This is a genomic window from Halomicrobium sp. HArcht1-1 (assembly GCF_058933285.1).
The window spans coordinates 660,015-676,674 of the sequence record NZ_JBZYDL010000001.1 but is presented as its reverse complement, the minus strand read 5'-3'; the positions used below and the strand labels follow the sequence as shown (position 1 = coordinate 676,674).

Genomic DNA, 16,660 nt, shown 5'->3' with positions numbered 1-16,660 from the left:
GAGCCCCGAACGGCCGAGTAGATGGGGTCGGATCTGTACCACACCGCCGATCGCTCGGTACGACTGGAGGCCGCCGTCACGTCGCTGGCCGTGATCGCGTTCGCCTATCTGGTGGGGCTCGTCCTCGCGTCGCTGGGCGTCAGCGTCGCCGACGCGCTCGGCGTCACCGAGTCGACAACGCCGGTCGTCTACTACTCGGTGCAGTACGCGCTCTTGCCGGCGGGCTTCCTGGTGACCGTGTTCGGGTACCACCAGAGCCGCGAGACGGACGGACTCGTCCGAGTTCACACCCCGACGCTCCGGGACCTGGGCTGGATCGTCCTGGGCTTTCTCGTCTTGCTGGCCGCGTCGACGGCCCTAGAGCAGATCATCGGACTGCTGGGCGTCGAGACGGCACAGAACCAGGCGATCCTCACGGGCCGCGAGCACCCGCTGCTCTTTCTGGCCTTGCTCCCGATCACGGTGTTGCTGGTCGCACCGGGCGAGGAACTGCTCTTTCGCGGGCTCGTCCAGGGAAAGTTCCGTCAGGCGTACGGCTCGGTGCCGGCGGTCGTGATCGCGAGCCTGCTGTTCGGGCTCTCTCACTCGGGGGCGCTGTCCGGAGCGGGCACGGTGACCTACCTCGCCGTGGCGACGGTCCTCGGACTGGTCCTGGGGGCCGTCTACGAACACACCGAGAGTATCCTCGTTCCGGTCGGGATCCACGCGGCCTGGAACGTCTCGATCTACCTCGGCCAGTGGCTCCAGGCCGTCTACGGGCTCTCGCTACTTGGATAGAGACGGGTGTGACGGCCGTCTGACGGGGCTTTATGCCGCAATCTCTCCTATCGAGTGGTATGCCAACCCGGTACACGGTCGTGTGCGACGACGACCAGGCCAGGGCAGTCAGTCGGCTGGCCCACCGGTACGGGATCACCGAAGAGGAGGTCCTCGAACAGTTGCTCGACCTCGGACTCGAAGCCGCCGAGGAGTCGACAGTTTAGGCCGGATTCTTCCGCGAGAGATCGCTGCCACAGATCGGACAGCGGTCGTGGTTCTCGTCGAACTCGCGGCCACACCCCTGACACTGGAAGCGCCAGTCACGCTGCTCGTCGATGCCGTCCTGTGCGATCACTTCGACGGCGACCGAGAGCTTCTCCGAGACGTTCTGCATCGCGTAGTCGTCGGTGACCAGCCGCCCGTCGAGTTCGAACGCGGCGGCGATCAGGCGAACGTCGGTCTGGGAGAGTTCCGCGAGGTCGCCGGTCTCGTCGGCGGCCCGCTCGACCCGTTCGACGGTCTCCGGTTCGGGGATGTGCATGTGCATGCCCGACCCTTCCAGCGCGTCGAAGCGGTAGGCGCTCTCGTCTTCGAGTTCCTCGCGGACGAGCGGAATCGAAGCGATCGGCTCGTCGGTGTGATACTCGTTGATAAACGCCGAGGAGTCCAGAATGTACATCTAACGCTTGACGATCATGTGGTCTTTGACTGCCTGGACTCGCTCGACCGGGACGAGCAAGCGCCCGGTCTCGTCGCGCTCGAACTCCGTCTGTCCGAGCGCGCCGTCGGCGTCGATGAGGAGGTGCTTCAGTGCCCCCGTATCCAGATCCATCGTGATGTTGTACAGACTACCGATCTCGGTTCCGTCCGTCCCCATGACGTCTTTCCCCGAGAGATTCTCGGCGAGTATTTCTGCCATACTGGCCCCTTCCGATTCCTGTACCATAAACGCCACGGGCCGTCAGACGTGCTGGCATACGGTATTAGTGTCTGCCGTCCGACGGAGTGGTATGGACCGCCGCGACTACCTCGCCGCGCTCGTGACCGCGCCCGTCGTCGGCCTCACCGGCTGTGCCGGCGACGGCGGGACGACCGACACGCCGTCGGCGACCGAGACGACGCTCACCGCGACTGACACCCCGACACCGACCGCGACCGACACGCCAACCGATACCCCGACCGCGACCGACACGCCGACGCCGACACCCACCGACACGCCCACCGCGACACCGACGGTCGCCCAGACGGTCACGGTGGCACCGGAGGGACGGCTCCGGTTCTCGCCGGAGTCGTTCGAGATCAGTGCCGGCGAGACCGTCCGCTGGGTGTGGCAAGCGGGCGGTCACAACGTCGCCCCCGACACGACACCCGAGGAGAGCGACTGGTCCGGGACGCCGGGGACCGACACCTACGGCAGTGGCTACACGCACGTCTACACCTTCGAAACGACGGGCACCTACGAGTACTACTGTGTGCCCCACCGAGGGTCCGGGATGACCGCGTCCTTCGAAGTCGTCTGATCGTGCCAGCGACGCTACAGACGCCGAGATTACGATGCACTTATCAGGTGCGACCGACTCCGAACGAATAACTTCTGGACGGTGATCTCTCATGTCCGAACCCGATTCTCACGCTGACGACGACGCCGACGCTGGTGGCCTTCGAACCCCGATCGTGGCGGTGCTCGGCCACGTCGACCACGGCAAGACGAGCCTCCTGGACAAGATCCGTGGCTCGGCGGTGACCGCGGGCGAGTCCGGCGCGATCACCCAGCACATCGGCTCGACGGCCGTGCCGCTGGACGTGATCTCGTCGATGGCCGGCGACCTCGTCGACCCGACCGACTTCGACCTCCCCGGCTTGCTGTTTATCGACACGCCGGGCCACCACTCGTTCTCGACGCTGCGATCGCGCGGCGGCGCGCTGGCCGACATCGCGATCCTCGTCGTCGACGTCAACGACGGCTTCCAGCCCCAGACGATGGAGGCCATCGACATCCTCAAGCGGACCCAGACGCCCTTTATCGTCGCCGCAAACAAGATCGACACCGTCCCCGGCTGGAACCCCAACGAGGGCGAACCGGTCCGGGTGAGCAAGGAGAAACAGTCCGACCGCGTCCAGGGCGACCTCGACGAGAAACTGTACGAGATCATCGGCCAGCTCTCGGACAACGGCTTCTCGGCCGACATGTACTGGCGCGTCCAGGACTTCCAGAACAACATCGGCGTCGTCCCCGTCTCGGCCGAGACCGGCGAGGGACTGCCCGACCTGCTGACGGTGATGATGGGACTGTCTCAGCGATACCTCAAAGAGGAGATGTCCATCGACGTGGGCGGGCCCGGCGTCGGGACCGTCCTCGAAGTGACCGACGCCCGCGGGTTCGGGACGACCGTCGACGCCGTCGTCTACGACGGGACCATCAGCGAGGACGACGAGATCGTCGTCGGCGGCCTCGACGGCCCGATCGTCACGGAGGTCCGAGCGTTGCTGAAGCCCCAACCGCTGGCAGAGATCCGTACCGAGAAGCAGTTCGAGCGCGTCGAGTCGGTCGCCGCGGCAGACGGGGTGAAAATCGCCGCGCCGGATCTCGACGACGCGATGGCCGGAGCACCGGTCCGGGTCGTCCGCGACCGCGACGTCGACGAGGTCATCCTCGAAGTCGAGGAGGAACTGGCCGGCTTCGAGGTCTCGACAGCCGAGGAGGGCGTCGTCATCAAAGCCGACACGCTCGGCTCGCTGGAAGCGCTCTCCGGGACGCTCGAAGAACACGAGATTCCCGTGATGCGCGCCGAGGTCGGCGACGTGGCTCCGCGGGACGTTCGGGTCGCCGAGACCGCGGGCGAGCCGATCAACCGGGCCGTCCTGGCCTTCGGGGTCGACACGCTCGACGACGCCGAACGGCTGGCCGACCAGGAGGACGTGGAAATCTTCGCCGACGACGTGATCTATCAGCTGATCGAGAGCTACGAGGACCACGTCGAGGCCATCGAGACCGCCCAGCAAGACCAGATCCTCGACAACATCACCCGCCCCGCCCGCTTCCAGATCCTCCAGGATCACACCTTCCGCCAGTCTGACCCCGCCGTCGTCGGCGTCGAGATCCTCGCCGGACGGATCAAGCGAAACAGCAACGTCGCGCTGTTCGACGGCGACGAGCCCGAACGCGTCGGCCACCTCAAGTCCATCCAGGACGAGGGCGAGGACGTCGACGAGGCGAACCGTGGCGACCGCGTCGCCGTCTCCATCGACGGACCGACCGTCGGCCGCCAGATCGAGGAGGGCGACGAGCTGTGGACCGAACTGCCCGAGAAACACGCCAAGATCCTCGAACAGGAACTCAAAGAGGACATCACGGGCGACGAACGCGAGGCGCTCAATCAGTACCTCGAAAAGCAGCGCAACCGCGACCCCTTCTGGGGGAAGTAGCGGACGACGGCACCGTGACGCCGGCGGCCGAGTAATAATATTTAATTAGACGGCGGCCGCCGGTACGGGTAGGATGCTCTCGGGCGAACTGGCGACCGCGGACCTGGTGCTGGTCGCGATGGCGCTGCCCCTGCTGGTGGCGTCGCTGGTCGGCGTCGTCTTCTCGGTACAGTTCGGCATCGCGATGGGTGCCGGGAGTGTGCCGGCCGGCGGGACGCTGGGCTACGCGCTGTTTTACGATCCGCCGGCAAGCGAGTAGCAGAGCGTCTACTGTGCCGTCGGCGCGGCGTCGTCGGTCATTGCCTGCTTGACCTGCAGCGCCGCCGACGCGGCCAGTCCGTGGACGAGGTCGTCGCGCTCGTCGTCGGTGATCTCGACTTTGTCCTCGGTCGGCGAGTAGCCTGCGCTGACGACCGAGCCAAGCGGTGGCTGGACGGCGATCGTCGCACGCGGTCCGCTCGAACCGCTCGTGATCTCGGAGCCGACCACGAACTCGCCGGGGAGGACCTCACGGAGTCCGGCCGCCACGTGGGTCAGATCGCGACGGAGCGACTGACGCTGCTCCGGCGTCAGGTCCACCTCCTCTACGTCTGCCCCAAACTGTGTGTTCCCGTACATTCGGTTTCCGGTGCATCTATGCGAACAGAGTTTAAAAGGGCGGCGATGGTTACAGCGCTGGCCGGCTTCTGCCGTAGGCGGCACAGACGACGGCGCTTGCGTACTCCTCGTCGGCCTCGACCGACCGCACGACCGTCTCCGTGTCGACGAACGTCCAATCTCGGAGCTGACGGCCGGCGGCCAGTCCCGCCTCGATCTCTGCCCGCACGTCGTCGGGGTCCTCGCCGGAGACCTCGTAGAAGATGCCGCGGCCGGACTCGCTTCGCGACCAGCCGATCCCCGCCGCCACGCGTTCGCCGGGCGCGGCCGTCGCAGACGACTCGACGGTGTGGAGTTCCGCGCCGACCGGCCCCAGGTCCGGGGCGGTGCCGACGACTTCGATCTCCGGATCGGCCGGGATGACCGACGACAGCGTCACGAGGTTGTAGTTGTGGATGCCCGCGTCGGCCAGCGCGGCGTCGAACGACGACAGCTCTGTGGGGCCGCCGGCAGTCCCCCAGACGATCCGGATAACGCTCATACTCGCCGTTGGACGACGCTCGCTGTAAGGGGTTTCGCTTCACGGAGCCGACGGTGTGACCCCAGCGACACGCCAGCGCGAGTGTGACCGTCCGCCCGACGGAATCAAAAACGATGTCTGTCACAACCGGATAGAGACAGACGATGTACAGCGACATTCTCGTTCCGACAGACGGCAGCGACTCTATCGAGCAGGTCCTCGAGCACACGATCGATATCGCCGACGGACGAAACGTCACCGTCCACGCGCTCTACGTCGTCGACGACCGGGCGTTCCTGTCGATGGACGACGACATGCAAGACGAAGTGCTAGAAGAGCTGAAAGCCGAGGGGCGAGCCGCCACCTCGGACGTGGCGGCGGCCCTCGAACAGGAGGGGCTCTCGGTGACGAAGACGATCCGCCGCGGACGGCCGGCCGACCACATCGTCTCGTACGTCGAAGAGGCCGGGATCGATCTGGTGACGATGGGGTCACAGGCAGGCGAATACGAGCAGAACATGCTCGGCAGTACGTCCCAGAAGGTCGTCACGCAGTCTCCCGCGCCGGTGCTGACCGTCGACGTCTCCGACGCCTCCGAGTAGGGCTCTGAACACTGAGTCGGACTGTCGGCTGTTCGATCGAAAGCGCGTCGCCACCCCGTGCGATCGTCCGACGGCGACCGCAGCCTCAGGCGAAGGCGACGGGAACGCTGCCGCCCTCGGTGCCGTCCTCGATCTTCTCGAGAGCGTCGTCGAAGTCCGCCTCGGTGACGGTCGTCCGCTGGTCGCGGATCGCGAACATGCCGGCCTCGGTGGCCAGCGACGCCAGCTCGGCACCCGAGAGGCCGTCGGTCTTGCCGGCGATCGACGACAGCTCGACCGTGTCGGCCAGCTCCATCTCCTCGGTGTGGATCTCCAGAATGCGCGTCCGTCCGTCGAAGTCCGGGTTGGGGACCTCGATGAGGCGGTCGAAGCGGCCGGGCCGGAGGATCGCGCGGTCGAGCATGTCGAAGCGGTTGGTGGCGGCGATGATCCGGATCTCGCCGCGTTCGTCGAAGCCGTCCATCTCGCTGAGCAGCTGCATCATCGTCCGCTGGACCTCGGCGTCGCCGGAGGTCTTCGATTCGGTTCGCTTGGCCGCGATGGCGTCGATCTCGTCGATGAAGATGACGGCTGGTTCGCGGTCGGCCGCCAGCTCGAACAGGTCACGGACGAGTCGCGCGCCCTCGCCGATGAACTTCCGGACCAGCTCGGAGCCGGCCATCTTGATGAACGTGGCGTCGGTCTCGTTGGCGACGGCTTTGGCCAGCATCGTCTTCCCGGTGCCGGGCGGACCGTGCAGGAGGACGCCCGACGGCGGTTCGATGCCGACCTCGCGGAACTGCTCGGCGTTGACCAGCGGCTCCTCGACGGCCTCCCGAACTTCGCGGATCTGCGCTTCGAGCCCGCCGATGTCGCCGTAGGTCACGTCGGGGGAGCCGTCGACCTCCATCGCCTGTGCGCGAGCGTCTTTCTCGCCTTCGAGGATCTCCTTGACGCTGAACGAGTCGTTGATCGCGACCCGATCGCCGGCTTCGAGCCGTTCCCGCATCGACGGCGAGACCTCGGTCAGCACCTCCTGGTTGTTGCCGTGTTGCTTGACGATCACGCCGTCGTCGGTGACCTCCTCTGCCGTCGCGATGTACAGCGACGAGGTCTTCAGCATCTCGTTTTCCCGTTCGATGCGGTCGACGTCCTCCGTCAGCGAGCGCCGACGGTCTTTGGCCGCGTCGAGTTGCGATTCCAGTTCGTCGTTGACTTCCACGATCTGTTCGAAGTGATCCCGCAGCGCTTCGAGGCGCTCCTCGGGGGTCATGTCGGGATCGAGATCCAGCCGGGGCCGATCGGGAAGCGAAGGACTGCGCGACATCTGGTTATCGAACGTAGGGAACTGGACTATTAAGGGCCTTTGGGTCAGGTACGCATAGCCGAGCCGACACGCGTCGCCGGACGGCAGCCCGCCGGCTTCAGCTCAGCTGGTCGAACTCGTCCAGGTACTCGCCGTAGGTGTCGATGGCTGCCTCGACCGGAGCCGAGGTCGACATGTCGACGCCGGCACCCTGGAGCAGTTCCAGCGGGTACTCCCGGGAGCCCTTCCGGAGGAACTCGATGTACCGCTGGGCAGCGGGTTCGCCCTCCGAGAGGATCTCGTCGACGAGGGCGACGGCCGCCGAGATGCCCGTCGCGTACTGGTAGACGTAGAACGAGCGGTAGAAGTGCGGGATGCGCATCCACTCGCGAGCGATCCGGTCGTCGACGTTGGCGGGTGCGTAGTAGTCGCTCTTGAGGTCGTGATAGAGCTCGTCCAGGCGGTCGGGCGTCAGCGGTTCGCCGGCCTCGCTCATCTCGTGGGCGCGGTGCTCGAACTCCGCGAACATCGTCTGGCGGAACAGCGTCGATCGGAACCGTTCGAGGTACTCGTTGAGGACGTGTCGGCGGAGTCGCTCGTCGTCGACCACGTCCAGCAGGTGGTGGGTGAGCAGCGTCTCGTTGACCGTCGAGGCCACCTCGGCGACGAAGATCTCGTAGCCCGAGTAGACGTAGGGCTGGGACTCGCTGGTGTACTCCGAATGCAGCGAGTGGCCCAGTTCGTGGGCCAGCGTGTACATCGACTCCACGTCGTCCTGGTAGTTCATCAGGATGAACGGCTGGGAGTCGTAGGTCCCGCCGGAGTACGCCCCCGACTGCTTGTTGGCGGTCTCGTAGACGTCGACCCACCGCGAGTCCAGCCCCTCCGAGACGCGAGACTGGTAGTCGTCGCCCAGCGGCGCGACGGCGTCGACGACGTACTCACAGGCCTGTTCGTACTCGATCTCCGGAGACTCCTCCTGGACGAGCGGGACGTAGAGGTCCCACATCTCCAGTTCGTCCGCACCGATCGCATCCCGTTTGAGGTCGGCGTGGCGGTGGAGCGCGTCGAGGTTGTCTCGAACGGTGTCGACCAGCGTGTCGTAGACCGAGACGGGGACGTTCGGGCCGTCCAGTGCGGCCTCGCGAGCGGTGTCGTAGTTGCGGGCCTGGGCCATCTTCACGTCGGTCTTGACGCTGTTCTTGTAGGCCGATCCGACGGCGTTGCGCACGGTCTCCCACTCGTCGTAGAAGCTCTCGTACACCCGCTGGCGGAAGTCGCGGTCCGGTCGCTTCTGGAGGGTCGTGAAGTTGTTGAGCGTCACCGGCTGGTCGTCGCCCTCGCTGTCCTCGACGGACGGGAACGTCATGTCCGCGTTGGCCAGCATGTTGTACACTTCGCCCGACGCGCCCGTGACCTCGCTCAGTTCCGCCAGCAGGTTCTCGACCTCCGGGGAGCGGGTGTGGTCTTTCATCCGGAGCACGTCGTCGAAGTAGTGTTCGTACTCCGCGAGGGCCGGCTCCGCGTCGATCATCGCTTCGATGTCGTCCCACTCCAGCTCCTGGAGGGCCGGTTCGAGGAAACTCGCCGCGCTGGAGGCGTCCGAGGACAGCGACTGTGCCCGCGCGGTCAACGCCTGGTACTGGTCTCGGGTGGTGTCCTCGTCTTTTCGCATCCGCGCGTACGAGGAGACGTTGGCGACGGTACGCATCAGGTCCTCGTAGGTCTCTAGGGTCGCGCGGAGCGTCTCGGCGTCGTCGGTCGCGCGCCCCTCGTAGGCCGCGAGATCCGCGACGAGTGCTTCGGCTCGCTCGTAGGCGGCCTCCCAGTCCTCGTCGGTCGCGTACAGCGACTCGAGGTCCCACTTGTACTGCGTCTCGATCTCCGATCTGTCGGGCACCGAACTCATGTGACCGGGTTAGCGTCTCGATGCCGTAAGTCTTGCCGGGCAAGATCGTGGAGGGTCACGGGCGACAGCAATCCGTCACACGCCGTCGCGGATCTCCTCGGCGACGCGGGCACCGGCGCGGCGTTCGGCGACGCGGTCGGCAAAGATCGACCGGACACTCTCGCGAGCAGCGTCGTCGACGGAAAACGCGAGGTCGTAGTCGACTCCGGTGAGGACCAGCGGCGTCGGCGGCGCGGGTCCGACACCCGCGCCCCCGTCGATCGGCTCCGAGCCGAGCACGCGGTCGACCTTCGACACCGGAGCCTCGCCCCGGCGGATCTCGTCGACGAGACCGACGACCCGACGGACGAGCTGGCGGCAGAACCCACCGGCACGGAGCCGACAGACGAGAAACGCCGCCTCCCGGGTGAGATCGATCGAGAGCGCTCTGACCGTCCCACGGTCGTCCGGCGTGAGATTGTGGAAGTCGTGCTCACCGGCGAGGGCGTCCGCGGCCCGCCGAGCCCGGTCGTCGTGGCGCTCGGGCGCGTACAGGTGATAGACGTACTCGCGCTCTCGGGCGTCGTGGGTCGCGTGAAAGTCCTCGGGCACGTCGGCGCTCGCCCACGCACGAACCGCGGCCGGGAGTTCGCTGTTGAACGCCGCCGGGGAGAGCCACTCCGGGGCCTCGAAGGCGACCGTCTGGGCCAGCGCCGAGACGCCAGCGTCCGTCCGTCCGGCCGCGGCGTAGCCCGCCGGAACGCCCCCGTCAGTGACTCCGAGTCGGTCGAGTGCGGCCAGTAGCTCCCCCTCGACCGTCTCGACGTCGGGCTGGCGCTGGAACCCGTGGTAGGGCTGGCCGTCGTAGGCGATCCGATAGGCGCGCATACGCCGTCTGGACGCCGTGGCTACTTATCCACCGCCGTTCCCACGCGACGACAAGCCGACGCGGATTTAGGTAGTCGGCACCACAATACCGAACAATGACAGACGAGGCGACGGCCGCCCACCGGTTCTCACGTCCGCCCCGTTCGTTCACAGACGGTCGCGATCGCGCGATCGAGATCGGCGTCGCCGACGACGCCGACAGCGAGGCCGTCGTCGAGATGTACGCGGCCTACACCGACGCCGACCGCGCGCAGGGGATCCCGCCGCGCGAGCGACGCGACGTGGCGGAGTGGGTCGACACCATGCTCGACGACGGCATCAACCTCGTCGCCTGGCACGGCGAGGACGCGGTCGGTCACGCCGCGCTCTTTCCCTACGACGAGACCGCGGAACTCGTGATCTTCGTCCACCCGGACTACCACTACGCCGGGATCGGTTCCCGCCTGATCAGGGCGCTGCTGGGCGCGGGCCAGCGCGCGGGACTGGACCACGTCTGGCTCTCCGTCCAGCGGGACAACCACGTCGCGATGAACCTCTACCGGTCGGTCGGATTCGAGACGACACGCCGGGAGCGCAACGAACACGAGATGGAACTGGACCTGTAAGTCGCGAGGTCACTCGACTTCGGGCACGCGCGTGCGCTCGTCTGCCCACCGGCTGTCGGACTCCGCTTCCAGCAGTTCCTCCAGGCGCTCCTCGAACTCTCCCTCCGAGATTTCGCCGCTGACGTACTGTTCCCGGAGTCTCGCGTAGGAATCGAGATCGGCGTCGTCGACGAGGTTCTTGCCCTTCGAGAACTCCTCGCCCATCGACCGCCAAAGGCTCTCCTCGCGCCGGTCGGCGACGAACGAGAGCGAATCACCGAGCACGGCGACAACTGGGGACACAATCAAGAACCCCAGGACAAATATCGCTCCCATCACTTGCGGTATTCCCGTGATCACGGCACCGATAATGCCGACGACGAACGTCGAGAGCATCAGATACGGGAGCAGACGAGTGAGCCGCATCGGAAAGGGATCGAACATAGCCCGGACTCAGGACTCCTCTTCGAGCAGCCGTTCGCGGTCGGTGACACCTTCGACCGACCGCTCGGTCGTGACGTCTTCGGTCGCCAGCAGCCTGTCGAGGCGTGACTCGAACTCCTCCTCGGAGAGTTCCCCGCGTGCGTACCGCTCGCGGAGGACTTCGACGGGATCAGTGTCGTCGAGCGAAGCCTCGACCTCGCGTCCGTCTTCAGCATCCTCGGCCGCGACCAGCGGGAAATCCGATCCGAGGAGAGCGATCAGCGGGAGCAGGAGGAAGAACCCGAGAATAGACAACGCGGCGATCATCGATCCGGGGGCTCCGAGGACGGCGACCAGCGAGGTCAGGCCAAACGTCAGGATGGCGACGACACCGGCGAATCGCCACTTCTCCATGGGGAACAGGGCGCTCATGGATCGGCGTACGAACACCGCACACAAAAGTATCCGCGATTACGCGAAGTCGTCGTAGGTCGGGCGCTCGTGGTCGCCGGGGAACCCGTCGACCGGCGCGGTCGTCTGCTCGCCGCTGGCCATGTCCTTGACCGTCACCTCGTCGTTTTCGAGGTCGTTCTCGCCGACGATGACGACCGTCTCGGCGTTGATCGAGTCCGCATAGCCCATCTGGGCCCCGAAGCTGCGGTCCGACACGTCGGCCTCGACGACGTGACCGGCCGCCCGGAGTTCCCGCGCGATACGGGCCGCGACGGGGCGAGTGTCACCGACCTGCAGGACGTAGTAGTCCGTCGACACCGCCTCCTCGGGCCAGACGCCCGCCCGCTGGAGCAAGAGCGGGAGCGTCGAGTTCAGCACGCCCGGCGCGAAGCCCACCGCTGGCGTCGGCTCGCCGCCGAAGCCCTCGATCAGGTCGTCGTACCGACCGCCGCCGAAGACCGCCCGAGAGACCTCGCCGGTCGAGTCGAAACACTCGAAGACGACGCCGGTGTAGTAGTCGAACCCGCGGGCGGTGGTCAGCGAGATCGTACAGTACTCTCGGACGCCGAAGTCCTCCGCGGCCGCGAGGACGGCTTCGAGGTTCTCGACGGCGTCTGCGACCTGCTCGGAGCCGCTCATCTCCGCGAGCGCAGCCAGATCGTCGTCGCCGGCCTGGAGCCACTCGTCGAACTGCTCGGCCTGGGCGGGGGAGAGCCCCGCGTCGGTGAGCCCCTGGACGTACTCGTCGCGGTCGATCTTCGCCCGCTTGTCGACGACGCGAATCGCGTCCTGGGTGTCCACGTCGGCCTCGAAGGATTCGAGCAGTCCCGTGAGGATGTCGCGGTGCGAGACCCGGAAGTCGAAGTCGTCGCCGCCGAGGCCCAGTCGAGTCAGCATGTCGGCCGCGACCGCCAGGATCTCGGCGTCGGCCGTCGGCTCGCTCGACCCGAAGATGTCGATGTTCGTCTGGTGGAACTCGCGGAATCGGCCCTGCTGGACCTGCTCGTAGCGCCAGAACGGCCGCGTCGACACCCACTTGATCGGCTTGGACAGCTCCTGTTGCTTGGCGACGACCATCCGGGCCACCGTCGGCGTCAGCTCCGGCGTCAGCGCAACGTCGCGCCCGCCCTTGTCCTCGAAGTGGTACAGTTCCTCGACGATCTCCTCGCCGCTCTTGTCGACGTACATCTCGGTGGCCTCCAGGGCCGGCGTCGTGATCTCACGGAAGCCGTACTGGCGGGCCGTCGTCTCGATCTCGTCGATGACCTGGCGGTAGGCGGCCATCTCGGCGGGGTAGACGTCTCGAAACCCCTTCAGCGAGTCGTACATGTCACCGGCTACAGCCAGCGCCCGCTTGAAACTGTCCTTCCCCGGCTACCGCCGGCCGACGACGCGAGACTGCGTGTGCTCGGGGAACACGTCGGCGACCGTCTCCGGCCCGTACTCGTCGCGAAGCAGCGCCCGCAATTCGGTCTCGTAGTCGGCCTTGGCGATCGTCTCGCTCGGTCCGGTCTCGACCCGCAGTCGCCGGTCGGCGAGGTCGTCGATCGCTGCGCGGCCGAACCCGGCAAGCGGCGCGAGGTAGTCCACACCGAAGCGGTCCTCGACGCTCTGGGCCAGCGAGCGGTCGACCGTCGGCACGCGGTCGTCCCGGCGCGTCCCGTCTGCGACGGCCGAAAAATCGTTGTCTGCGATCGTCTCGACGGCGTGTTCGTGGACCTGCTGGATCCCGTTTCGAGGGTAGCCGTCCTCGACCATCCGCTCGGCCGCCCGCGCCGCGACGGCTGGATCGAGTTCGATCGTCTCGAAGGGGAGGTCGACACCAGCGGCCGCACGCCGGCCGGGGGCGACCACGTCGGCGATCCCGAACGTCGCCGTGACGAGCGTGGGCTCGTAGAACGGTTCCAGAACGAGTGCTGCGAGCGTCGAGTCCTTCCCGCCGCTGTACAGGACCCCACAGCGCATCTACCTGCGCTCGATGTCGAAGCTCTTGGAGTCGGGGGTCAGCTCTTTGAGCAGCTGCTTCATCTTCTCGTCGTCGATCTTGCCCTGAATGCGGCCGCTCTGGGCCAGCGAGACGACCTGTTGCTCGATCTGCTCGCCGCGCTGTGGCTTGGACATCTTCAGCGTGTTGAGCCGCTTGCGAGCCTCGTCGGTGAGGTTCTGTCGCAGGACTGCCTTCTTCTGGGCCTCTCGCTGCTGTTTGGCCTCCTCGCGGGCCTCGGCGTCGGCCTCACCGCCCTGCTGTTCTTTCAGCTGTTCCATCTTCTTTTCGCGCAGTTCTTCGAGTCGTTCCTCGTCTGGTTCACCGCTCATGCTGTCTCTACCACCACTACTGGCTTCGCGCCAAAATTTCTTTCCACCTAAGCCCTCGGCAGGTCGCTGGCGCGACTGCCTCACCCGTAGTTATCCACCGTCAGAGCAAGCTCTGACGACAGTGCGTTCGCAAGCACACGCACGACACCGGAATCGCCGCTGGCGATTCCGGCCTTTTTCACCGACGTTCGATAGAGCGGAGCTCTATCGCAGCCCATCAGAAGTCTTCGACTTCTGAGGACGTTTTTGCGCGAGTGGTTCGAACGCGCCGAAGGCGCGACTCGAACCCGAAGCGGAAAACGGTCGTTAAGCGTAGCGTTCGAGCTCGGGACGGTCGAGGTCTTCGAGGACCTCACCGGCGAGTTCGTCGAGGAACGCGCGGCCGTCGGCCGAGACGCGGCGACCCTCGCCACCGGCGGCTTCGACGTAGCCGACTTCTTCGAGCTGCTGGAGGATCGTCCGGATGATGTTGCCAGAGGCGTCGGTCTTCTGGTGGGGACGGACCTCGTAGCGGTTGGTTCCCTTCTTCGAGGTACCGTAGGCGGTCCGGAGCGTCCCGACGCCGACGGGGCCGTCGGTGGCGACCTTCCGGAGGACGCTCGCGGCGCGGCGCTGCCAGAAGTCGTCCTGTTCCGGTGGGAGTTCGCGATCGATACCGGTCTTGGTGAACTCGGCCCAGTCGGGCGCGTCGATGGCGTCCTCCTCGGCGAGCTCGACCGCGGCGGCCTCGATGAGCTCGTCCGCGGGCACGTCGTAGAGCGTCGTCATTGCACTCTGGTTCCCGTCGGCGTCATTTAAGGCCATCGTTTACTACCGGGCCTGGGCCGTGCGAGAGGTCGTCACACGGCGTGTGGCGACGGTCTCCGGGGGTGGTGTGGGTGGCCATCGCCCAGGGCGACGCTGGCGTTCGTTACTCGCCGCCTCTGGCCCGGTCGGCACCGAGGAAACTGGCGACGCCGCCGCCGATCAGAATCGGGAGCCAGTAGGTCGCGCCCCGGTAGAGGAGCGCACCGGACAGCGCGACCGCAGAGGGAACGCCGGTCGTCGCGACCAGCAGTGTCGCAAGCACCGACTCGATGGCACCGGACCCGCCCGGCAGCGGGGCGATGCCGGCGACCATCGCGACCGGAATCGCCAGCATCACCGAAGAGAACTCGACCGGTTCGCCGAGCGCGTACATCGAGAGCCACAGTGTGACGCCGAGCGCGAGCCACCCCATCGCCGAAAAGCTCGTTGCGACGACGAGCGACCGTCGATCTCCGGCGACGCGGTCGATCGAGCTGAAGAAGCGCTCGATCCGGTGTTCGAGTCCACCCGGCGAAGGGGGCGTCCAGCGGGGGACGACGCGGCCGACCGTGCGGGCGACGGGGGTGAGAAACCGGACGACGGCCGCTTCGAGTTCGTACCGGTAGCGCCACCCCAGATAGGCAGCGGTCGGCAGTCCGACGGCGAGCGCCGCGATCGCGCCAGCGGCGAACAACAGATTGCGCCCGAGTTGCACCGCACCGGCGGCGACGAAGGTGAACGCGCCGACGGCGAAGCCGATCGAGGGCACGAAGTGGAGCGTGTCGACGCTGGCGATGGCGGCGAGCCCGGTCTCGTACTCGGTGTCGGCGGCCTCGGAGATGAGAAGCGCACTGACCGGCTCGCCGCCGGCCTGCCCGAAGGGCGTGATGTTGTTCGAGAACACCGCCGCCGAGAAGACGAGAATCGCGGTGTGAGACGCCACCGGCGCGCCCAGCGAGTCGAGGACGGTCTTGAGCGCCATCCCCCAGAGACAGAGCCAGAGGACGGCGACGGCGACCATACCGGCCAGCACCGACCGGTCGGCCCGCGAGAGCGCGGCGAGGATGTCGCCAGCGCCGACGAACCAGACGAGCGCCCCGAGGACGACGAGCGTGCCGGCGAACCCGACGATCGTCGGGAGGCGATCGGCCATACCGAGGCGAGAAGCGGCTCGCGTTTCAAATCACCGATACCGGTGGCCAAAAGCGGGACTGCGACGGTTTTTGTGGCTGGCCGGCCAGACACAGCCATGGACGAACGCGCGGCACTCGCGATGATCGGCACACAACTGCCGGGGGCGGGCGACGACTGTGCCGTCGTCGACGGGCAGGTGCTGACGACCGACATGCTCCACGAGACGACGGACTTCCCCGACGGGACGACCCGTTACACCGCCGGCTGGCGCGCAGTCGGGGCCTCGCTGTCGGACGTGGCGGCGATGGGTGCCGACGCGACCGCGGCCGTGGCGGTGTACGGCGCGCCGACGTTCGAGGCCGACGCGCTGACGGCGTTCGTCGAGGGTGCCAGCGAGGTGTGTGAGGCGGTCGGAGCCGAGTACGTCGGCGGCGACCTCGACGGCCACGACGAGTTCACGGTCGCGACGACCGGGCTCGGCCGGACGGACGATCCGGTGTTGCGCTCCGGGGCGAGCGTCGGCGACGTGGTCTGTGTCACCGGCACGCTCGGTCGGAGCGGCGCGGGACTCCGGCTGTTCGAGCGTGGCGACGACGAGCGGGCCAACGAGCTGTTTCGCTTCGAGCCACGTGTCGCGGCCGGGACGGCGCTGTCCGATATCGCGACGGCCATGATGGACTCCAGTGACGGGCTGGCCCGCTCGCTCCACCAGCTCGCCGCGGCGTCGGACTGCGGGATGGCCGTCGAGACCCCGTTGCCGATCGACGACAGCGTCGACGACGTGGCCGACGGACGCGACGAACGCCTCGAACTGGGGGCGTTCTTCGGCGAGGACTTCGAACTCGTTTGCACGGTGCCCGAAGACGAGGTCGAACGGGCTCGGGCCGCGACGCCCTGTCCGCTCACGCCGATCGGCACCGTCACCGAGGCCGGAGTGACGCTCGACGGCGAGCCACTCCCCGACCGGGGCTACAGCCACTGATACGGTTTACCGTCGTT

The 16,660-nt window shown here is 66.9% G+C and carries 22 protein-coding genes; 8 read left to right on the top strand and 14 right to left on the bottom strand.

Translation table 11 applies throughout. The features are described 5' to 3' along the window. The first annotated feature begins 21 nt into the window (after positions 1-21). Entirely contained in the window at positions 22-777 is a 756-nt protein-coding gene (locus AC5FRZ_RS03660; RefSeq protein ID WP_493563883.1) for a CPBP family glutamic-type intramembrane protease, read from the top strand. Between the two features lie 59 nt (positions 778-836). Continuing rightward, a complete protein-coding gene (locus tag AC5FRZ_RS03655) occupies positions 837-983 on the top strand; it encodes a CopG family transcriptional regulator (RefSeq protein ID WP_018257138.1) in 147 nt (48 codons plus the stop codon). On the opposite strand, the gene AC5FRZ_RS03650 is transcribed toward AC5FRZ_RS03655, so the two are convergent. Next, the gene (locus AC5FRZ_RS03650) at positions 980-1,438 is read right to left on the bottom strand and encodes an NOB1 family endonuclease (RefSeq protein ID WP_015762282.1); all 459 of its coding nucleotides are present in this window, start codon (positions 1,436-1,438) and stop codon (positions 980-982) included. The genes AC5FRZ_RS03655 and AC5FRZ_RS03650 overlap by 4 nt on opposite strands. After that, entirely contained in the window at positions 1,439-1,678 is a 240-nt protein-coding gene (locus tag AC5FRZ_RS03645; protein ID WP_153552452.1) for a PRC-barrel domain-containing protein, read from the bottom strand. It lies immediately after the preceding gene. Positions 1,679-1,769: 91 nt separating this feature from the next. Between AC5FRZ_RS03645 and AC5FRZ_RS03640 the strand changes: the two genes are divergently transcribed. From AC5FRZ_RS03640 to AC5FRZ_RS03630, 3 genes are all read left to right on the top strand, one after another. Continuing rightward, on the top strand, positions 1,770-2,279 hold the full coding sequence (locus tag AC5FRZ_RS03640; protein ID WP_493563882.1) for a plastocyanin/azurin family copper-binding protein: 510 nt from the start codon (positions 1,770-1,772) through the stop codon (positions 2,277-2,279). A 91-nt stretch (positions 2,280-2,370) separates the two neighbouring features. Continuing rightward, positions 2,371-4,185: a translation initiation factor IF-2 gene (infB, locus tag AC5FRZ_RS03635; RefSeq protein ID WP_493563881.1), complete on the top strand. Its 1,815-nt coding sequence runs from the start codon at positions 2,371-2,373 to the stop codon at positions 4,183-4,185. 73 nt (positions 4,186-4,258) lie between these two features. Beyond that, positions 4,259-4,444 carry a DUF8015 family protein gene (locus AC5FRZ_RS03630; protein WP_493563880.1) on the top strand — a complete coding sequence of 62 codons (186 nt, stop codon included), beginning with the start codon at positions 4,259-4,261 and terminating at the stop codon, positions 4,442-4,444. 8 nt (positions 4,445-4,452) lie between these two features. Here AC5FRZ_RS03630 and AC5FRZ_RS03625 read toward each other — a convergent pair whose 3' ends face one another. Together AC5FRZ_RS03625 and AC5FRZ_RS03620 are read right to left on the bottom strand one after the other, a co-directional pair. Beyond that, positions 4,453-4,803: a DUF5811 family protein gene (locus AC5FRZ_RS03625; RefSeq protein ID WP_015762277.1), complete on the bottom strand. Its 351-nt coding sequence runs from the start codon at positions 4,801-4,803 to the stop codon at positions 4,453-4,455. Between the two features lie 49 nt (positions 4,804-4,852). Then, positions 4,853-5,323, bottom strand: coding sequence for a pyruvoyl-dependent arginine decarboxylase (locus tag AC5FRZ_RS03620; RefSeq protein ID WP_153552440.1), 471 nt, complete (start codon positions 5,321-5,323; stop codon positions 4,853-4,855). Between the two features lie 143 nt (positions 5,324-5,466). On the opposite strand from AC5FRZ_RS03620, the gene AC5FRZ_RS03615 reads away from it, so the two are divergent. Next, positions 5,467-5,904, top strand: coding sequence for a universal stress protein (locus tag AC5FRZ_RS03615; protein ID WP_153552439.1), 438 nt, complete (start codon positions 5,467-5,469; stop codon positions 5,902-5,904). A gap of 85 nt (positions 5,905-5,989) precedes the next feature. Here the strand turns inward: AC5FRZ_RS03615 and pan2 are convergent, their stop codons facing one another. The 3 genes from pan2 to truA form a co-directional block, all read right to left on the bottom strand. Continuing rightward, positions 5,990-7,210 carry a proteasome-activating nucleotidase Pan2 gene (pan2, locus tag AC5FRZ_RS03610; protein ID WP_208628304.1) on the bottom strand — a complete coding sequence of 407 codons (1,221 nt, stop codon included), beginning with the start codon at positions 7,208-7,210 and terminating at the stop codon, positions 5,990-5,992. 97 nt (positions 7,211-7,307) lie between these two features. After that, a complete protein-coding gene (pepF, locus tag AC5FRZ_RS03605; protein ID WP_493563879.1) occupies positions 7,308-9,098 on the bottom strand; it encodes an oligoendopeptidase F in 1,791 nt (596 codons plus the stop codon). A 75-nt stretch (positions 9,099-9,173) separates the two neighbouring features. After that, a complete protein-coding gene (gene truA, locus AC5FRZ_RS03600) occupies positions 9,174-9,965 on the bottom strand; it encodes a tRNA pseudouridine(38-40) synthase TruA (RefSeq protein ID WP_493563878.1) in 792 nt (263 codons plus the stop codon). A gap of 95 nt (positions 9,966-10,060) precedes the next feature. On the opposite strand from truA, the gene AC5FRZ_RS03595 reads away from it, so the two are divergent. Then, entirely contained in the window at positions 10,061-10,570 is a 510-nt protein-coding gene (locus tag AC5FRZ_RS03595) for a GNAT family N-acetyltransferase (protein ID WP_170093448.1), read from the top strand. A 9-nt stretch (positions 10,571-10,579) separates the two neighbouring features. Here the strand turns inward: AC5FRZ_RS03595 and AC5FRZ_RS03590 are convergent, their stop codons facing one another. The 7 genes from AC5FRZ_RS03590 to AC5FRZ_RS03560 form a co-directional block, all read right to left on the bottom strand. After that, positions 10,580-10,993, bottom strand: coding sequence for a hypothetical protein (locus AC5FRZ_RS03590; RefSeq protein ID WP_493563877.1), 414 nt, complete (start codon positions 10,991-10,993; stop codon positions 10,580-10,582). A 9-nt stretch (positions 10,994-11,002) separates the two neighbouring features. After that, positions 11,003-11,404 carry an SHOCT domain-containing protein gene (locus AC5FRZ_RS03585; protein WP_153552433.1) on the bottom strand — a complete coding sequence of 134 codons (402 nt, stop codon included), beginning with the start codon at positions 11,402-11,404 and terminating at the stop codon, positions 11,003-11,005. 39 nt (positions 11,405-11,443) lie between these two features. Next, positions 11,444-12,754 carry a histidine--tRNA ligase gene (gene hisS / locus AC5FRZ_RS03580; RefSeq protein ID WP_170093446.1) on the bottom strand — a complete coding sequence of 437 codons (1,311 nt, stop codon included), beginning with the start codon at positions 12,752-12,754 and terminating at the stop codon, positions 11,444-11,446. Between the two features lie 45 nt (positions 12,755-12,799). Beyond that, positions 12,800-13,390: a DUF7411 family protein gene (locus AC5FRZ_RS03575; protein WP_493563876.1), complete on the bottom strand. Its 591-nt coding sequence runs from the start codon at positions 13,388-13,390 to the stop codon at positions 12,800-12,802. Then, on the bottom strand, positions 13,391-13,741 hold the full coding sequence (locus AC5FRZ_RS03570) for a DNA-binding protein (RefSeq protein ID WP_153552430.1): 351 nt from the start codon (positions 13,739-13,741) through the stop codon (positions 13,391-13,393). A 306-nt stretch (positions 13,742-14,047) separates the two neighbouring features. Continuing rightward, positions 14,048-14,509, bottom strand: coding sequence for a 30S ribosomal protein S19e (locus AC5FRZ_RS03565; protein ID WP_153552429.1), 462 nt, complete (start codon positions 14,507-14,509; stop codon positions 14,048-14,050). Between the two features lie 142 nt (positions 14,510-14,651). Beyond that, positions 14,652-15,680, bottom strand: coding sequence for a lysylphosphatidylglycerol synthase transmembrane domain-containing protein (locus AC5FRZ_RS03560; protein WP_493563875.1), 1,029 nt, complete (start codon positions 15,678-15,680; stop codon positions 14,652-14,654). A 96-nt stretch (positions 15,681-15,776) separates the two neighbouring features. Here AC5FRZ_RS03560 and thiL point away from each other — a divergent pair, with 96 nt between their 5' ends. Then, positions 15,777-16,643 carry a thiamine-phosphate kinase gene (gene thiL, locus AC5FRZ_RS03555; RefSeq protein ID WP_493563874.1) on the top strand — a complete coding sequence of 289 codons (867 nt, stop codon included), beginning with the start codon at positions 15,777-15,779 and terminating at the stop codon, positions 16,641-16,643. The last annotated feature ends 17 nt before the right edge of the window (positions 16,644-16,660 follow it).

Bases quoted from the DNA above. Each gene is read 5' to 3' on its own strand.
- AC5FRZ_RS03660 (WP_493563883.1), top strand. From the start codon at position 22: ATGGGGTCGGATCTGTACCACACCGCCGATCGCTCGGTACGACTGGAG.
- AC5FRZ_RS03655 (WP_018257138.1), top strand. From the start codon at position 837: ATGCCAACCCGGTACACGGTCGTGTGCGACGACGACCAGGCCAGGGCA.
- AC5FRZ_RS03650 (WP_015762282.1), bottom strand. From the start codon at position 1,438: ATGTACATTCTGGACTCCTCGGCGTTTATCAACGAGTATCACACCGAC.
- AC5FRZ_RS03645 (WP_153552452.1), bottom strand. From the start codon at position 1,678: ATGGCAGAAATACTCGCCGAGAATCTCTCGGGGAAAGACGTCATGGGG.
- AC5FRZ_RS03640 (WP_493563882.1), top strand. From the start codon at position 1,770: ATGGACCGCCGCGACTACCTCGCCGCGCTCGTGACCGCGCCCGTCGTC.
- infB (WP_493563881.1), top strand. From the start codon at position 2,371: ATGTCCGAACCCGATTCTCACGCTGACGACGACGCCGACGCTGGTGGC.
- AC5FRZ_RS03630 (WP_493563880.1), top strand. From the start codon at position 4,259: ATGCTCTCGGGCGAACTGGCGACCGCGGACCTGGTGCTGGTCGCGATG.
- AC5FRZ_RS03625 (WP_015762277.1), bottom strand. From the start codon at position 4,803: ATGTACGGGAACACACAGTTTGGGGCAGACGTAGAGGAGGTGGACCTG.
- AC5FRZ_RS03620 (WP_153552440.1), bottom strand. From the start codon at position 5,323: ATGAGCGTTATCCGGATCGTCTGGGGGACTGCCGGCGGCCCCACAGAG.
- AC5FRZ_RS03615 (WP_153552439.1), top strand. From the start codon at position 5,467: ATGTACAGCGACATTCTCGTTCCGACAGACGGCAGCGACTCTATCGAG.
- pan2 (WP_208628304.1), bottom strand. From the start codon at position 7,210: ATGTCGCGCAGTCCTTCGCTTCCCGATCGGCCCCGGCTGGATCTCGAT.
- pepF (WP_493563879.1), bottom strand. From the start codon at position 9,098: ATGAGTTCGGTGCCCGACAGATCGGAGATCGAGACGCAGTACAAGTGG.
- truA (WP_493563878.1), bottom strand. From the start codon at position 9,965: ATGCGCGCCTATCGGATCGCCTACGACGGCCAGCCCTACCACGGGTTC.
- AC5FRZ_RS03595 (WP_170093448.1), top strand. From the start codon at position 10,061: ATGACAGACGAGGCGACGGCCGCCCACCGGTTCTCACGTCCGCCCCGT.
- AC5FRZ_RS03590 (WP_493563877.1), bottom strand. From the start codon at position 10,993: ATGTTCGATCCCTTTCCGATGCGGCTCACTCGTCTGCTCCCGTATCTG.
- AC5FRZ_RS03585 (WP_153552433.1), bottom strand. From the start codon at position 11,404: ATGAGCGCCCTGTTCCCCATGGAGAAGTGGCGATTCGCCGGTGTCGTC.
- hisS (WP_170093446.1), bottom strand. From the start codon at position 12,754: ATGTACGACTCGCTGAAGGGGTTTCGAGACGTCTACCCCGCCGAGATG.
- AC5FRZ_RS03575 (WP_493563876.1), bottom strand. From the start codon at position 13,390: ATGCGCTGTGGGGTCCTGTACAGCGGCGGGAAGGACTCGACGCTCGCA.
- AC5FRZ_RS03570 (WP_153552430.1), bottom strand. From the start codon at position 13,741: ATGAGCGGTGAACCAGACGAGGAACGACTCGAAGAACTGCGCGAAAAG.
- AC5FRZ_RS03565 (WP_153552429.1), bottom strand. From the start codon at position 14,509: ATGACGACGCTCTACGACGTGCCCGCGGACGAGCTCATCGAGGCCGCC.
- AC5FRZ_RS03560 (WP_493563875.1), bottom strand. From the start codon at position 15,680: ATGGCCGATCGCCTCCCGACGATCGTCGGGTTCGCCGGCACGCTCGTC.
- thiL (WP_493563874.1), top strand. From the start codon at position 15,777: ATGGACGAACGCGCGGCACTCGCGATGATCGGCACACAACTGCCGGGG.